14 protein-coding genes are annotated in these 16,553 nt (G+C 41.7%); 2 read left to right on the top strand and 12 right to left on the bottom strand.

Annotation, left to right across the window (positions count from 1 at the left end):
- Positions 1 to 370 precede the first annotated feature (370 nt).
- The 4 genes from NE535_RS09665 to uvrD all read right to left on the bottom strand — a co-directional run bounded on the left by NE535_RS09665 (position 371) and on the right by uvrD (position 4,887).
- The gene (locus NE535_RS09665) at positions 371 to 526 is read right to left on the bottom strand and encodes a hypothetical protein (protein ID WP_261298434.1); all 156 of its coding nucleotides are present in this window, start codon (positions 524 to 526) and stop codon (positions 371 to 373) included.
- A 10-nt stretch (positions 527 to 536) separates the two neighbouring features.
- Positions 537 to 1,586 carry a hypothetical protein gene (locus tag NE535_RS09660; protein ID WP_261298433.1) on the bottom strand — a complete coding sequence of 350 codons (1,050 nt, stop codon included), beginning with the start codon at positions 1,584 to 1,586 and terminating at the stop codon, positions 537 to 539.
- A 246-nt stretch (positions 1,587 to 1,832) separates the two neighbouring features.
- Positions 1,833 to 2,693, bottom strand: a complete 861-nt coding sequence (ubiA, locus tag NE535_RS09655; RefSeq protein WP_261298496.1) for a 4-hydroxybenzoate octaprenyltransferase — start codon at positions 2,691 to 2,693, stop codon at positions 1,833 to 1,835.
- A 10-nt stretch (positions 2,694 to 2,703) separates the two neighbouring features.
- Complete coding sequence (uvrD, locus tag NE535_RS09650; protein ID WP_261298432.1) at positions 2,704 to 4,887, bottom strand: DNA helicase II; 2,184 nt, start codon at positions 4,885 to 4,887, stop codon at positions 2,704 to 2,706.
- A gap of 416 nt (positions 4,888 to 5,303) precedes the next feature.
- Between uvrD and NE535_RS09645 the strand changes: the two genes are divergently transcribed.
- Entirely contained in the window at positions 5,304 to 6,173 is an 870-nt protein-coding gene (locus tag NE535_RS09645) for a LysR family transcriptional regulator (RefSeq protein WP_261298431.1), read from the top strand.
- A gap of 197 nt (positions 6,174 to 6,370) precedes the next feature.
- Here NE535_RS09645 and NE535_RS09640 read toward each other — a convergent pair whose 3' ends face one another.
- The 7 genes from NE535_RS09640 to NE535_RS09610 form a co-directional block, all read right to left on the bottom strand.
- The gene (locus NE535_RS09640) at positions 6,371 to 6,967 is read right to left on the bottom strand and encodes a hypothetical protein (RefSeq protein WP_261298430.1); all 597 of its coding nucleotides are present in this window, start codon (positions 6,965 to 6,967) and stop codon (positions 6,371 to 6,373) included.
- A 51-nt stretch (positions 6,968 to 7,018) separates the two neighbouring features.
- Positions 7,019 to 9,193: an LruC domain-containing protein gene (locus NE535_RS09635; protein WP_261298429.1), complete on the bottom strand. Its 2,175-nt coding sequence runs from the start codon at positions 9,191 to 9,193 to the stop codon at positions 7,019 to 7,021.
- A 365-nt stretch (positions 9,194 to 9,558) separates the two neighbouring features.
- A complete protein-coding gene (locus NE535_RS09630) occupies positions 9,559 to 10,569 on the bottom strand; it encodes an NADH:flavin oxidoreductase (protein ID WP_261298428.1) in 1,011 nt (336 codons plus the stop codon).
- Between the two features lie 230 nt (positions 10,570 to 10,799).
- The gene (locus NE535_RS09625; protein ID WP_261298427.1) at positions 10,800 to 11,918 is read right to left on the bottom strand and encodes a glycosyltransferase; all 1,119 of its coding nucleotides are present in this window, start codon (positions 11,916 to 11,918) and stop codon (positions 10,800 to 10,802) included.
- Between the two features lie 104 nt (positions 11,919 to 12,022).
- Complete coding sequence (locus NE535_RS09620; protein WP_188840117.1) at positions 12,023 to 12,961, bottom strand: SPFH domain-containing protein; 939 nt, start codon at positions 12,959 to 12,961, stop codon at positions 12,023 to 12,025.
- On the bottom strand, positions 12,961 to 13,899 hold the full coding sequence (locus tag NE535_RS09615) for an SPFH domain-containing protein (protein ID WP_261298426.1): 939 nt from the start codon (positions 13,897 to 13,899) through the stop codon (positions 12,961 to 12,963). The genes NE535_RS09620 and NE535_RS09615 overlap by 1 nt, the downstream gene beginning before the upstream one ends.
- A gap of 50 nt (positions 13,900 to 13,949) precedes the next feature.
- Positions 13,950 to 14,405: an NfeD family protein gene (locus NE535_RS09610; RefSeq protein WP_261298425.1), complete on the bottom strand. Its 456-nt coding sequence runs from the start codon at positions 14,403 to 14,405 to the stop codon at positions 13,950 to 13,952.
- A 351-nt stretch (positions 14,406 to 14,756) separates the two neighbouring features.
- Between NE535_RS09610 and NE535_RS09605 the strand changes: the two genes are divergently transcribed.
- Complete coding sequence (locus NE535_RS09605) at positions 14,757 to 15,506, top strand: outer membrane protein OmpK (RefSeq protein ID WP_261298424.1); 750 nt, start codon at positions 14,757 to 14,759, stop codon at positions 15,504 to 15,506.
- Positions 15,507 to 15,569: 63 nt separating this feature from the next.
- Here the strand turns inward: NE535_RS09605 and udp are convergent, their stop codons facing one another.
- Entirely contained in the window at positions 15,570 to 16,328 is a 759-nt protein-coding gene (udp, locus tag NE535_RS09600; protein WP_261298423.1) for a uridine phosphorylase, read from the bottom strand.
- Between the last annotated feature and the right edge of the window lie 225 nt (positions 16,329 to 16,553).

Raw genomic sequence — 16,553 nt, 5'->3', positions numbered from 1 at the left:
AAAAAAAGGCACCTTTAACTAGCTGTATTCTATAGAACTTATCAGCTTTCGATTAAATACACTATTAGGGAAAACGTGCGTGTGAGTTTAAAACCTATTACCTACAAACAGAAATGTTAAGAGATTGATTTAGAGTGTATTTATATATTCAAAATAGCGTACACAAATATCGACTTAAAAACACTCAAAACCAAGCGATTTAAACTACCTTACTAACGCTCTGTAGCATAGTGAATATTTAAAAGCAGAACATAGATTAGAATTTGTAGGGCAATGAGATTGCAAGTTTTTTCTTCAGCTACTCCCTGCTAACAAGCTTTGGGGCAAAAACAAGTTAGCATTTTTAAAATAACCTTATGTCACTCACTCTTTAAAACTTGCCGATTAAGTAAATAATCGAAAGATTCATTATGGTGATTTGCGAGCCGACCATCCGACCCATGGATGGGTCGGCTGAGCTACAAGGACGTACTTGCTGCGTGTCGGTGAGTAAATGCCATACTGAAACTATAAAGATAAACAACATGACACATTCTTTACGATGGCAAAGCTCTATGTTCATCGAGGCCACAGGCCATTCCTGCTCTGCTAGCTTCAATTGCTGCAATCACATCTTGTGGATTATCAACACTCAAATGAATAATCCTCATCGGCTCAGGTAACTGCCCCATTCCGCCGTGGTAAATAACCGGTTTATTTAACTCCAAAGCGATATTACTCTGCCCGCGACCGATGAAAAGCGTGCTGTCATCGTCTTTATTTTCAATAGTAAACCCTATGCAACTCACTTGTGAAATATCACAGCTATCAATCACCATAAAACCCCATAAGCCATTATTGATGACTAATTTATTACGCAGAAAATATAGCGAGTAATGACGCGATATACGATGATTGGCGACAATTGCCATTAAGGTATAAGAGATGAATGAGGCGACAATAATGGCGACGATCTCGCTCCATGATTGCAATAATATATAACTGATAATTGATGCCGAAACACAGCCAATCACCATTAGCCAAACGTGCCAACGACGGGCGCTTAACAGAGTAATATGCGCTGTGGTTGACGGATGCTGGCGCGAAAACCAGGGTATAGAATAATACCAATTGGTCGCTTCACTAGCCAAAATCAATGCCATGGTTAAGGTTTTTTCGGCATCCTCATTATAGGTTTCGACCGCACCGACACGTGGATCCCCTTTTAGCTTACGTGCATTAAGCAGGCCACGAATAACACTAACGATCAAATACAGCTCGATAAGTAACAGCACCGCGATTATGGGGTAACGTAACCACATAACAAACTCAAAATAATGACTCAGTTCGGCGGGATAACTTAATCTGGCCACTAAACTGCTTAAACTGAAAATCATAATCAGCTTCCACAATTTTTGCTGGCCGATTTTGATAATGCAGTACCAGTAGCCGATTGGCAGCAGTAAAAAATACACTGCCGAAATCCCGCCAAGTAACCATTTGTCATCAGCTGAACTCAACGTATCTGGCGTAAAATGGACTCCCAACCAAAAGCAAATCAGTGACAAACTTAAAAACAATAAACGAAATTTGACTTTTACACGCATCAAACAATCCTTGTTGATTAAAATATTTGGTTAAGTTAACTCACCTCAGTTTGTGATAATAAACTCGGAAAATTAAGCTAGATTTGGCGCATTAGTGAGCCAGAATAAAACTCAACCAAAGCCAAACCAGCATAAAGATACACAAATGATTAACAACTAAGAATTTGTCAGTAAATGTATTGGCTAGATAACAAATAGCAAAAAGCCGCAATTAAGCGGCTTTTAAATCAATAGCATCTGAAAATTCTACACAAAGTAATCAGCACTTAAGGCGGCAAACAACACAAAACCGGCCCAGTTATTATTTAAAAATGCTTTAAAGCATGGGGCGCGTTCACGGCCATAAATTAACCATTGCTGATAAGAGCTAAAGCCAATGAAGGTAACAATACCCAAACCATATACCAAGCCACGATCGGCATATAAGCCTGCCATAATAAAACACCCAAGCGCAGCTAACTGAAACAAGCCAATCCACTGTCTATCATAGCGACCAAATAATATGGCGGTAGATTTAATACCCACTTTTACATCATCATCCCTATCAACCATGGCATACATGGTGTCGTAAGCCACTGTCCAGCACCAATTGGCGGCAAACAACCACCAAGCTTCAACCGGAACGCTACCTAACTGTGCGGCATAAGCCATTGGAATAGACCAGCTCCATACAATGCCTAAAAACATCTGTGGCATATTAGTGATCCGTTTCATAAACGGGTACATCACAGTCAAAACAATGCCGACAACTGAAAGCTGCACCACTAAGGTATTTAACAGCAGCACCAATGAAAACGCCACTAGGCCTAGTATAATAAACAGAGTTAAGGCTTCTTTTACCGTTATTTCACCTGAAACCAATGGCCTATTTTGGGTGCGCTCGACATGGGCGTCTAGCTTACGATCGGCAAAATCATTAATGATGCAACCGCAAGCGCGCATGATCACCACGCCCACAACAAATATGAGCATTACCTTGGTATCGGGCATTCCCTTTGCAGCAAGGAGCAATGCCATCAAACATGGCCACAACAGTAATAAAGTCCCGATAGGCCGATCGATACGCATTAAGCGGGCATAAGCATGCAGTTTTTGTTTCACCCTAATATCCTCTTACTTAACACGCTTCCAGCTTGGCTAGGCTAACGAGTAACCATTTACTGCCAAAATCACGAAAATTAACCTGTACTCGTGCTTTTTCACCTGTGCCTTCAAAGTTAGTCACGACACCTTCAGCAAATTTAAAGTGTTTTACCTTTTGGCCGACACTGAATCCGGTTGTGTTTGCCGATGATTGGCTAAAAGCAGTGCTGGCACCCCGAGCGGGAAAACGCTGACTGATTGAAGGTGACACTTGGGCACGTAGTCGAATTTGTTCAACGTATTGTTCAGGGATTTCGTTAATAAATCTCGAGGGACGCGCATAATCTTCACGGCCGTAAATACGACGAGACTCGGCATAACTGATGTACAGTTTTTGCATTGCCCGCGTCATACCAACATAACAAAGGCGGCGTTCTTCATCTAATCGATCGCCCTCATCTAATGCCATTTTGCTTGGAAATATCCCCTCTTCTACTCCCGACATAAACACCATAGGAAACTCTAACCCTTTGGCCGAATGCAAGGTCATTAGTTGCACGGCATCGGTAAAGGCGTCAGCCTGGCCCTCGCCCGCTTCTAAAGCGGCATGGGATAAAAAGGCATTTAATTCCCCCATATCTTCAAGCTCTTCGGGCATTTCAAAACTTTTAGCAGCCGTGACAAGTTCGTTTAAGTTTTCTATTCGCGCCTGGGCTTTCTCACCTTTTTCGGCTTCATACATTGCCCGTAAACCAGATTGATTGATTACGCTATCTGTCATGCGGTATAGCAACATGTCAGCGGTATCTGTGCGCATATGGATCACTAAGTCCATAAAACCACGTACTGCATTGGCTGCGCGGCCTGCCAACACTTTTTCTTCTAACAATCTCAGGCTAGCCTGCCATAGGGTTAATTGCTGCTGCCTGGCGGTCGATCGAATGATCTCTAGGGTACGATCGCCAATGCCTCGGGTAGGCGTATTCACCACCCGCTCAAAAGCGGCATCATCATCTTTATTATTGATAAGACGCATATAGCCCATGGCATCTTTAATTTCTTGGCGCTCGAAAAAGCGTAAGCCGCCATAAATTCGGTACGCAAGCCCACGGTGCAATAAGGCTTCTTCTAACACCCGTGACTGAGCATTTGAGCGATATAAAATAGCGCAATCGCTTAAGCTGCCGCCTTTATCTTGCCAGTCATTAATACGACCAACGATAAACTTAGCTTCATCCATTTCATTGAAAGCACAGTAAACTGAAATAGGCTCGCCATCTTTATCTTCGGTCCACAGTTTTTTGCCTAGTCTATCGGGGTTATTGGCAATCAAATCGTTAGACGCTTTCAAAATATTGCCGGTGGAGCGATAGTTTTGCTCAAGACGAACGGTTTCTGCACCGGGGAAGTCTTTTAAAAAACGGTGCAAGTTTTCAATTTGTGCCCCACGCCAGCCATAAATAGATTGGTCGTCGTCACCAACAATCATCACATTAGCGCTGTTACCTGCCAGCACACGGATCCACGCATATTGGATAGCGTTAGTATCTTGAAATTCGTCGACCAGAATATGGCGAAAACGGTCCTGATAATGGGCTAAAATATGCGGTTTATTCAGCCACAACTCATGGGCCCTGAGTAAAATTTCCGCAAAATCGACTAAGCCTGCGCGATCACATGACTCTTGATAGATTTTATAAATATTCAGCAAATTTTGCTCAACAGGAAAGCCACCAGCATCAATGTGTTTTGGCCTTAACCCTTGGTCTTTTTTACCATTAATATAAGATTGCGCTTGTCTTGGTGGATATTGTTTATCATCTAAATTGAGGCTTTTTAAAATACGCTTTAATAGCCTAAGCTGATCGTCAGAATCAATAATCTGGAAGCTTTGCGGTAAGTTAGCATCTTGAAAATGGGTGCGTAAAATGCGGTGCGCTAATCCATGGAATGTGCCAATCCACATACGCCCCATGTTACTGCCAACCACTTTTTCAACTCGCTCACGCATTTCTGCTGCCGCTTTGTTGGTAAAAGTCACCGCCAGAATAGAGTATGGACTTTGTTGTTCAACCTGCATCAGCCAAGCAATACGATGGGTTAATACCCTTGTTTTACCACTGCCTGCGCCTGCTAACACCAACATGTTAGATAAAGGTGCGCCTACGGCTTCGCGTTGCTTGTCATTTAGGCCGTCTAATAATGATGATACGTCCATTTTTCCTCCCAGAAATCTGGACGCATTATAACGTCAAAATCACCTCAGATGCGATGATAGTCCGTGGATTTATGTGGCAATAAAGTATTGCCACAAGGTAATTGACCTCAACTCTGGTTAATAGATGGGCTCAATAAGCTGAATCCAACAGAGTTAGCTTATTTTGTAGCAGGCTTGTCAGTTGTTTTGAATACAAATCACATAAACACGTCAATAGCTGGTCTATTGCACGTTAATGAAATGCCGTTAGCAAGACAAAGGGCTGTTTGGTAAACGTTTATTATCCCGAGTTGAGGTTAATTAACTTTATTGCCTAAGTTTCAGCCAAGTAGGTCATTAGGTGGAGGGCTTAAATTGACAAAAACCAGTACGAAAACTACTATAATTCCTCCTTTAGGTGACAGGGTTGAACTAATTTGAATATCAATGATTTAGAGTTATTTATTTTAGTTGCTGAGCAAGGGAGTTTTGCCAAAGCCGCAGAGTCATTGAACACCCGCAGAGCCTTAGTCAGCCGCCGTATTGCCGAATTAGAAAAGCAACTTGGAGCCTCATTATTTACCCGTACCACCCGGGCAATGTCACTGACCCCTTCAGGTGAGTTGTATTTAGAACAAGTTGCCCCACTGCTCAAACAACTGAAAAACGCATCGTTTGTATTCAAAAATAGATATAACGAAGTGCAAGGGCGCGTTCGAATTGGCCTACTTCCCTTTGCTGACAAAATGCTCGATCAGCAAATTGCTAGCTTTGTACATAGTTACCCGCAAGTACAGTTAGACATCACGGTGATTACAGGGGGATTTAAAGATATTGCCCGTCTCGGTTTAGACTTAGTGATTGATATTAATCAGCCCCATGACAGTCAATTTACCTCTAAAACACTACTCAATTTTGAACGAAAGATTTACGCCAGCCCTAGCTACCTAGAAAAGTCATCAGTGATTGAAACCCTTGAAGATTTACAATACCAATCATCACTTGGTTTTCGGGGAGCAAATGGCTTAGTCGAAGAAAAATGGAATTTTCAGCAAGCGACTATCACAGCTCATCACAAAGTCATCTGCAGTGATTACAATACACTTTATAACCTCTGTTTGGGCGGTGCGGGGATCACTTTGCTCCCAGAAATTATTGTGCATAAAGCTGTAGAAAATAAATTACTGGTTAATGTGCTTCCCGAGTTGAGCGCTGGTTTCAGTGACCTTAATTTAATCTATCCCTATGATGCAAACCTATCCCACGCGACCAAAGTGCTGATTGAGCACCTAACCACAGTAAAATAAGCATTTTTATTGTAAAACATAAAACAAAATGGGCGTAATCTTGATAACTAAGCCCATAATTGTGTTGAAGTTAATTTGTTCTGCATATTAATCATTAATATAAAGTAAACGGCTTCATTATCACATAAGGTTCAATCGATATTAATTCCAAACTCTCGCCATATTCATTCGATAAAATACCCTGACGCAGCCTCACCTTAATTGATAACTAGCTGTTGCTCTGATGCATTTAGGGCATATTGCCAATGAACATAATGCGGCTGATTACCATCATAAAACCATACCACTGCCATTAAGTCACGTTGATGATTTGCGACCAAAAGAGACTCAGTCAATTGGCCGTTATCAAGCGCCCCCCTTAACAAGCACGATTCATAGTTCACACTGATGGTTTGCCCTTGCTGTTCAAACTTATCACACAAAGAAAAATACCCTCTTTTGCCGCTGGCAATGTCGACGTTTATCGATAATGTAAATGCGGCTTGTAAATCAAAGTCGGGATCCACAACCAAATCATCAAGCGAGGTCGGCTCCGGCACAGGCTCAACAACTGGCGGAGTCGGCGGAGTTGGAGCCGGCGCAGTTGGCGTAGTGGTCGGCGGAGTCGTTGCTGGAGGTGTAATCTGAGCCGCAGGCGCCCCTTCATCACCACCACCGCCCCCCCCACAGGCACTTAACTGTAACATTATGGATATGGCTAGGACGCCCAAAAAAGGTTGCGTTTTTCTATCAACTTTGAATGAATTGCTCAATACTAAGCTTTGATTTGATTTGATCATGTTTGCATATTTCATATTTTCACCTTCATTGTGAATTAGGCCAATCATTTCAGATATGGGACAAAGTTAATCTTCAAAAATCAATGCTTCGATGGCTGCAAGGTACCAATAGGGGTTTGTTGTACCTGTGGCATCTGCGGCAAAATCAACAAACTCTTGATAGCTTCCATCTAGACGCTGTTTTTCAACCGGATGCTGCCAAGTGTCAGGCACTTCTATCGCCCAGCTCATACCATTTTTATCTTGGAAATATTGACCTGCTGATGGATTTGAGGCGTCATCACGTTGCCCCAAGAACGCGGGGTTGAATAAATCAGTTGGTGCATGATTTTTAAGGTGAATTTCTAATGCGCGACCCGGCTCTTTCCCGCCATTAATGTTTTTAGCGGCTAAGCCATGATCGGTATTAGGTGTGGCAAAAATGAACGGATCATATGGAAATTCCGGCATTTGTTCTTCATCAATTGCATTCACAAAAGGTACGGTCATTTGCCATGTAGCACGATAACTTGTACCGCAACCCGGTTCGGTTCTGAAATATTCACAACCGTTACCGCGAGTAGCATGCTGCCAAAGATCATCGGTAAACTTTAGTACCGCATTGGTTTGACCCACTTCAAGCGGTGACTGGGTTTGTTTTACACCTTGTAATGTCCAATCAATAGCTGACTCTTGTACATTATTGCGCTCAACGCCTGGAAGCTGAATAGCAAAGCCATTATGGTACCAAGCTCCCATCGCGACTAACTGGGCGTTAAATCCAATTCGTCTAACTTGGTTATTTTTGACAAATTGGGTAATACGTAATTGCATCACCACATCGTTCATATCAAAATCACCCTGATCTGGATACAAATCTTCATAGGCCAATGTAGTAAACCCTGATGATGATGGATAATATGTCATAGTGACACCCGTTTCTGTCACCGTAATGGGATAGTCTTCGACTTCACCGTCACTGACTCCGCCTGTCGGTAAAATATCCGCAACAGAACTTAATCTAAATCTCGACCAAGTTTCACCTGGTTTTGCCCAGTTAGGTACATTAATCAACAATGTTTGCACACCACTGGACATGGCTTTAGCACTTATAATTCGATCTTCTTCATCAAATTTTCCATCTTGCGCCCAATCAATCCACGCGTTTAAAAAACCACCTTGGCCGGAAGTAGTGACCAGTAAAATAGCATCTTCACCTATCTCAAAGCCCGTGGGCATACTGATACCATCTTCATCATCAACTCCATCACTGCTATCATCAGATAAAGGTGCGGGTGAACCATCGGCTTCATTATCATTCAACTCACCCAATCTTAATGACTCAACAATGCCATGGCGGGCACCATTGTTCGCCATTACAGTGCCATAACTGGCTGGGGCGTCACCAAAATCTACTGCATCACCAACGGGCACTTCAGCTAAAGCACAGCGCGCACCATCATTAGACGTGGACGAGGGGCCATAAGAAAACAATTCAGCTTGAGGCTCACTTTGTTCTACATTCAATTTGTACACATTACCTGTGCCATTATTGCTTAAATATAAATTGCCCTGTGGATCAAAAAACTGCGCACCAAAGGTAAAATTTGAATTACCGCTAATCACCAAACCCAAATCATCAAAGCCGCCTGTGGATGGATCTATTTTTATTAACCGGCCCTCTTTACCATTAGTAACTGCGTATAAAAAACCATTAGTTGGATGAAAAGCAAAATCAGTAATATTAAAACTGGCGAGTGATTTACTGCCAGGAATTAACGTCATTGGATAATTTTGATCATCTAAATCAACTCGAAATAACCCAGTATTTTTACGATAGCCATACCAAGCATTTTCAGCGAGAGCGACATCACCAACAAAAAAGTTACCCGCTGTTGCTGAAGCTGCATCTTTTGACAAGGTCAATGGAATGATTTGATAATCATTACCCACTTTACCTATGGTTTGATGCTCATAATCCCAACCATATAAGTAATTATCATTGAAGCTAAAACCCGTACCATTTAAGGCACCATTAATGCCCATGTTATCTGACAAAGTGAGATAGCTACCGGTTCCTAAATCAACGCCATAGGTAATTGGTTTTGAGGCGGGAGTTTGAATAATAAATGCTTCATGGGGACAGGCTTCAAAAGGTTCATTTGCCTGTGCTGATTGCGATAAGGATAATGTTAAAGCCCCTAAGGTAAATAAACCAGAGAAGGGATAACGAGTTAACGGGCTCAATGTTACTAATTTCATATTGATGGTCTCATCTTTCGCTGAACGTGACTAACGTAAAGCACATAAGATGCCAACATTTAAGCTATTGAATAATAGATGATTATCACAATTAACATCATTTGTTTCATTTTGCAAAATGCGAATAAATTGCAAAAAGAGATTTAGACAATACAATCAGAAAGGTATAAAAATAGCCAATTTAAGGCTAAGGAAATAAGCCAGCGTAAGCCGTTATTCAGTGACTTGTAGGAGATGTTGTGAGGAAAATATGGACTTTAAAGAGCATAATAATTAGCAAAAATTATGCTATCAAATACAGAAAGTAGGCTCGCGAGTAATTGAGCCTACTTGTGCGACAAGAGATAAAGGTGTCATGCCAAACATCATGATATAAGTGCATCATTTTTTACACCCATAACGTTATGAGCAAATTCCTGCGGCCCCCTTAGTATTGCACGACCAACCGCAGCCAAATCTAACCACTGATTTGCGATTGCCATATCAATATATTCAGCGGTTTCTATACCGCCGACACCAATAATACAGGCCTGCAAGTGAGCTTGCTTTAAGTAAGCAGCTTCTTCAACTAAGAAGCCTTCTGTGCGACGTTCTTTCGGGCGATTCCAGCCACCAATACCTGATGACACGTCTAATACCACCACGCCAGCATCAATAAAGTAGTGACATGATTCAACAATTTGTGCCTGGGTAAGCCCTTCTGGGTAAAGGTCTTGCCCCGGTACTCTAACCATAATCGATAACTGGGTGTGTTGCTTAATTTGCTCAATGATTTCCACGATTAACCTTGCACGATTTCGCTGAGAACCACCATATTGATCATCGCGTTGGTTAGTCAGGGGGGATAAAAACTGATTCAGACCATAGCCATGTGCGCAATGCAGCTCCACAAAGTCAAAGCCCGCCAATTCAACCCTTCTGGCTGCATCAACAAATTGCTTTTTAAATGAAGAAATATCGTTCAACGACATTATTCTTGGAGTCGGTAAAATGCGATCATAAGCAGGAACCGTTATACCAGAGGGCCCCATTAGCTCGGGGCAAACATCAAGTTGAGCTTTACCACCACAATGGGTTAACTGCAGACCTGCTTTGGCACCAGTCTGATGAATAACCTTTGCAATATCCTTAATCCCATTAATACAATCATCATCATGCACACCAAGCTGATTAGGCTCACTGCGCCCAGAAAATGCCACAAAGCTATACTCAACCATCACCAATGCAGCTTGAGATTGCGCTAGGTTGGCATAATGACGCACTGTTTTTTCTGTTACCTTGCCATCAAGCGTTGACGTTTGCGATGCCATAGGTGCCACAACTAAGCGGTTTTTCAATACATGGTTAGCAATTGGAAAGGTAGAAAAACGGTTCATATATAGGATTTCATTTCGATTCATTTTTCGTATTGTATCTAGCAAGAGTAGATCTTTCGAGGTGAATTTAACCTCTATGAGCTACGTTGCATGTTAGCGCGTCGTATATGCACATTTGTAAGGTGTTGAAGCAGTCTTAAAACCTGTACATGCAGTTGGATGAATAAATTAAGCCTGAAATTCAGCGTAACTGTATCGGCCACCATTAAATGACTTATAGCGTAGTCATACTAAGACAGTATTTTAGTAAACAAATTCCGCCATCGAGTTTGAACCTGCTCCCATTGCGCCATAGACCATAACGCCTGTTCATCTGAACATGATGTGCCTGACGAGCATACTACCGCTGAAGATGATTCACGCTTTGCTTGTTGATCCACTGACATGTTTTGCCCTAAATCATCCATCGAGGATGCCTTAGCCGCTTGCCAATCACTAATAAATGCTTCTATCGCTTGAGTAATTGATACGACTGAAGCCCCCTTGATAGAGGTTGTATAAGCCTTAGGACAAAAAGATGTTATCTCAGCCAATTGGTCACCCAAACCATCAACCTCAGTTGATATTATCCACTTTTGCATAGCTAACGCTTCAATAAACACAAGTCCAAAGGGTTCCCATCGAGAAGGAATAATCACAGCATCACAGGACATGAGAAAATCGGCAACATCATCTACCCGTCCGACTAATTCGACATGGGGCAAAGACTCGGCTAACTGAGTTAATACCTTCAGTTGTGGCCCTTCACCTGCAAGTTTCAGCTGGCACTGGCTTGTGGCAATATTCGCCATAGCCTGCAGTAATAAATCAAAACCTTTTTGCGGATGAAATCGCCCATAAGCGGCAAGAATAGGCATCCGATGATTTGCGCTAACAGCTTGATTATTTTTACTGGAAAACTGACTTAAATCACGCCCTTGCCCCACAAACTCTAGCGAACTTTTTGCCACAAGATTGTTGGAAATCATCCATTGTTGTTGCGACGGAGAAATGGCTATAACATAATCCATTAAGGCATATGTCAGTTTTAACATACGATAAAAGCGCTTGACGGAGGGGATTTGTGACGCCACAAAGTGCTGACTATAATGATGCTCTTGCAATATAAAAGGTGTACTCGGATATTGCAGTTTTAAGCACACTAACCCGATAAGTTTGCGCCAGCTAGAGGCACCATGAAAACAAATAATATCTGCAGAGGTAGATATTTGGCAGAAGCGAGTCAAATCGACATAGCGTACCTCAAAATCATAGTCGTCAGCTAATGACGATTCACACAAGGCTTGCAACGCAAAGTTAACCCCACCCATGCTATTATCATCAACACAATGCAAAATTTTTGGCCGCATTTAACCTCTATCTTGACAAGTAAGAAGTACATAAATTGTTGCACAACAAACAATAAAAGCAAAATGGGCCAGTATTTACTGACCCATTTTTCAACGTATCTGAATTACTTTTTATCGTCTTTTAAACCAATACTGTCCATCCAGTATTCAAAATTAACCAGGTTACCCGGTAATACAATGCGGCTGCCCGGCTTACTTAACCCATCAAGTTGCTTCATGTACTGCTCACCTAACTGCATCCGCAAGGCGCTTTGACCACCTTCAGATGAAATAACCGAGGCTAACCGCTCAATCGACTCCGATGTAGCCTTCGCTAACGTTAAAATCTCTTGGGCTTTACCTTCAGCCTCGTTAATGCGGCGCTGCATTTCACCTTCTGAGCGGTTAATGGTTTCAGCCATTACACCTTCAGAGCGATTAATTTTACTTTGTTTATCACCTTCACTTTTAGCCAGTAATGCACGGCGCTCACGCTCAGCGTTAACCTGCATTTCCATGGCATTTTTAACGGTTTCTGGCGGGGTAATATTTTTAATTTCATAACGATGAACTCGAATGCCCCAAATGGCTCCAGCCTCATCTAATACTTCAACAACTTTAGCTGAAATTAAATCGCGTTCTTCAAATGTGCGATCTAAATCTAAGGTACCAATCACCGAGCGAGTGGTCGTTTGCGCGAGTTGGATGGCCGCATAACGATAATCAGTAATACCATAACTGGCTTTAACAGGGTCTGTAACCGAAATATAAATCACCCCATCCACTTCGACATTGACTTCATCGCTAGAAAAACACTCTTGCGGGGGCACATCGATGGTTTCTTCTTTTAAGTCGTGAATGTAAGCCACTTTATCGACAAAGGGCACCAAAGCATGAAAACCGGCATCTAATGTGCTGTGATATTTGCCTAATCGTTCAACTATGTAGGCTGACTTTGTCGGCACTAAACGAATAGATTGAAATAACTTCATCACAAAGATGGCAAAAATAATGCCCCAAATAGCCATGACTGCAATATCTGTATCAATGCCATTAATGATCATTAGCGAGCTCCTTTTGCATGAGTTGATTGAGCGCCCGAAACCGCGTGTGTCACTTGTTCCATGCCTTCAAAAAAACCTTCCAGTTTTGCCATTTCTGCTGGTACAACAGACACTTCTGACTCGGCTAAAATCTTGCCTACCTGACCAATAAATTGCTCTTTAAGTAACATGTTCATCGCGTCATTACCGCCATTAACGGTAAGCGCTTTACAGATCATTGCCATACCTTCTGCTTTGGCATTAGCAATAATCGAGATTTCTTGTCCCGTGCCAATTGCTTCATTAATGCGCTTTTGCTTTTGTCCTTCAGATAAATTGATCGCCTCTTGACGCTCCCCTTGCGACATATTAATCATTGCCGCTTTTTCAGCATTAGCTAAGGTAATTTCAGCTCGTTTACGACGCTCGGCTTCCATTTGTTTTTCAAGCGTATGGATAACATGGTGCGATGGGGTAATGTTTTTAATCTCATAACGCAGCACCTTAATTCCCCATGGATCTGATGCTTTATCAATTTCACGTACAATCGATTCATTCAAACTGTCACGCTCAGAAAATGTTTGCGATAAGGTCAATTTACCAATTTCCGAACGCATGGTGGTTTGCGCTAAATTGACAGCGGCTTTACGATAATTTTCAATGCCGTAACTAGCAAGCTTGCCATCCATCACTTTTAAGTACACCAAGCCATCCACTTCTAACTGAGTGTTATCTTTCGAAATACAACTTTGTGGCGGAACATCGAGCACTTCTTCACGGGTATCGTGGCGATACGCAACACGATCTACAAACGGCACTAAAAAATGAAAACCTGGTTGCAACACGGTACGAAACTTACCTAAACGCTCAATAACATGCACTTCGCGCATAGGCACTATCAACATTAATTTATATAAAATAAAAATGATGAACAAAAATATTATGGTAAACATGAACATGCTCTATTCCTTTTGATTAAACATTAAGGTGACCTAAGCTTTGTAGCCTGTTATTCCAACAAAGGCTCAACCACTAATGCAATGTTATCCCGACATATAATTCTTACTTTAGTCCCCGATTTAATTTCGCTGCCATCCCCTAATGCGGTCCAATCTGAACCTAAACAACTAATCCGTCCGGTTTGCTGACCAGGCCCGATAGTTTCCTTCACTATGGCGTGCTGATTATACAAATCTAACTCTTCATCGGTATTGTCAACACGCGAATCACCACCGACAAGTCGTTGCGTGACATGGCGAAAACTCAACAGCAACACCATTGAGGAGATAAACCACAGGGTCAAACTTTGGCTAATGCCTTCAACAATTCCCAAAGCTAATGCTGCAGCAACCAATAAGCATGATGTTCCAAGTAAAATCACAATACCACCGGGTATGATAATTTCCGATAACATCAACACAATTCCGACTATTAGCCAAATTGAAATGGGATCACTAACAGACATATTTGCTCCTTATTATTATCGAATGCATTAAATGACTATAACAACTCTATTGCCGTATTGCGACATATTATGTCGAGATGTGTTGAAAAAATGTTAGCCGAATGTCATAAAAAGATGTTAATTAACCTACACTAACCTAAGATAAACATTATTATGCAGACATCAACATATCAGGCTACTGAAATAGCATCGACTAAGGGGAATTGATAGAAAAAATAAGGCAAATGCATGCATTAATAGCAGATAGATTACTCGTTAATGTACCATTCAGCTACAAGGGACTGTTTAATCATCACAATTATACTCAGCGCTGTAATGAATGTTTAATTTGAAAACACTAAAGGGACTCTCATGAAAAAAAAATGGCTTGCTTTAGCCTTATTGGCCACACAACCGGCTACGGCGGATGATTTAATACAATGGTGGGATTTTAGTGCAACGGCTTTGTACGGTAATAATTATGATCTAGCCCCATCGGAAGAACAAACAACTATCACATTTGAAACTGCTGGAGCATGGAAATACGGTGACTGGTTTGCCTTCCAAGACTTTATTTACTTCAATGACTCCAATGGTCAAGAACACTCCACTTATGGTGAAATTTCCCCACGTTTTAGCCTAGGAAAAATAACCGATAATAAAATCAAATTTGGGCCGATTTCTGATGTGTCATTAGCCTTTTCATTTGAAGAGGGGCGCGGGCCTGTAAATAGTTTTCTTTATGGTATTGGAGTCGACTTTACTCTCCCTTATTTTAGTTATTTTCAATTAAACACTTACCGTCGGAATGCCATCAGTGATGGCAATAATAGTGACGGTTGGCAACTAACGCCAACATTTAGAATGGACTTTCCCGTTGGCAATTCAAATATTGTGTTTGATGGTTTCATCGATTGGATATTTGTAGCGGATGAAAATGGCTACCAAGAAAACATTCATATCAATCCACAAATAAAATATGACTTAGGCGCGATTTTGTTCTCAGAACACAAAAAAGACAAACTGCTGGTGGGTATTGAGTACGACTACTGGAAAAACAAGTATGGCGTGGACGGTATTGATCAAAATACCTTTTCAGTGATTGCAAAATATCACTTTTAATCACAGCGACAGCATTAAAAAGGCACCGTAAGGTGCCTTTTTATAAAAGGTTTATCGCACAAATTATGCAAGCAGCTTTTTAGCTGCTGCGACAACGATAGATACCGCAACACCTTCAGTTTTCTTCATGCTTGCTTCATCTGGGATCTCTTGCTGAGTGCGGTTTACAATCACACCCGCAACGCAGGCTGCACGCCAACCTTGAGTCGCACACATAGTAAATAAAGTGGCTGATTCCATTTCATAGTTCAGCACACCCATTGACTGCCACTCTTTCATCGACCCAACAAAACGTTGCGTGATACGGCCTGATACCGTGTCATAACGCTCTTGTCCTGGATAGAAAGTATCAGAAGATGCAGTAATACCCACATGTGGCTCAAGACCCGCATCACGACATGCCGCGACCATAGCCGTAGTACAGTCAAAGTTTGCAGCAGCAGGGAACTCAAGTGGTGCAAAATGCAAGCTGGCACCATCTAAACGTACTGATGCTTGGGTCACAATCACATCCCCCACATTCACATGCGGTTGTATTGCTCCCGTTGTACCGACACGCAAGAATGTCGTTACGCCTAATTGTGCTAATTCTTCAACTGCGATAGACGTTGAAGGACCACCAATACCCGTTGAACAAACAACCACAGGCTTGCCATCTATGTAAGCTAAATAGCTAGTATATTCGCGGTGACTGGCAAGAAAAGTGGCTCCATCCATTAATTCGGCAATACGCTTCACACGCTCTGGATCACCCGGCACAATCGCCAAAGTTGCGCCATCTAGCATTTTTTTGGTCAAACCTAAGTGGAATACGTCAGACATGCTGAACCCCTATATTATTTCTAAAATAAAACGCTGTGTTTCCTAAACAATACCTCAGTATGCATTAGGAAAAGGTTAACTAGATCACATTATTATTCATCATCTAAATTAATTGTTACTGAATGATTACAAATCAAAAAACAGCGCAGTTAACCAACAAGGATCATATTTTAGCAAGAATTAATCTAAAGCGTTGATAATTTGATTTACATCAATTTTTTTTTA

This window comes from Shewanella holmiensis (assembly GCF_025370255.1).
Lineage (GTDB): Bacteria > Pseudomonadota > Gammaproteobacteria > Enterobacterales > Shewanellaceae > Shewanella > Shewanella holmiensis.
This window is presented reverse-complemented; position numbering and strand designations above follow the sequence as displayed.

Bases quoted from the DNA above. Each gene is read 5' to 3' on its own strand.
- uvrD (WP_261298432.1), bottom strand. From the start codon at position 4,887: ATGGACGTATCATCATTATTAGACGGCCTAAATGACAAGCAACGCGAA.
- NE535_RS09615 (WP_261298426.1), bottom strand. From the start codon at position 13,899: ATGTTCATGTTTACCATAATATTTTTGTTCATCATTTTTATTTTATAT.
- NE535_RS09625 (WP_261298427.1), bottom strand. From the start codon at position 11,918: ATGCGGCCAAAAATTTTGCATTGTGTTGATGATAATAGCATGGGTGGG.
- NE535_RS09660 (WP_261298433.1), bottom strand. From the start codon at position 1,586: ATGCGTGTAAAAGTCAAATTTCGTTTATTGTTTTTAAGTTTGTCACTG.
- NE535_RS09640 (WP_261298430.1), bottom strand. From the start codon at position 6,967: ATGAAATATGCAAACATGATCAAATCAAATCAAAGCTTAGTATTGAGC.
- NE535_RS09665 (WP_261298434.1), bottom strand. From the start codon at position 526: ATGTTGTTTATCTTTATAGTTTCAGTATGGCATTTACTCACCGACACG.
- NE535_RS09630 (WP_261298428.1), bottom strand. From the start codon at position 10,569: ATGAACCGTTTTTCTACCTTTCCAATTGCTAACCATGTATTGAAAAAC.
- NE535_RS09605 (WP_261298424.1), top strand. From the start codon at position 14,757: ATGAAAAAAAAATGGCTTGCTTTAGCCTTATTGGCCACACAACCGGCT.
- udp (WP_261298423.1), bottom strand. From the start codon at position 16,328: ATGTCTGACGTATTCCACTTAGGTTTGACCAAAAAAATGCTAGATGGC.
- NE535_RS09620 (WP_188840117.1), bottom strand. From the start codon at position 12,961: ATGATCATTAATGGCATTGATACAGATATTGCAGTCATGGCTATTTGG.
- NE535_RS09610 (WP_261298425.1), bottom strand. From the start codon at position 14,405: ATGTCTGTTAGTGATCCCATTTCAATTTGGCTAATAGTCGGAATTGTG.
- NE535_RS09635 (WP_261298429.1), bottom strand. From the start codon at position 9,193: ATGAAATTAGTAACATTGAGCCCGTTAACTCGTTATCCCTTCTCTGGT.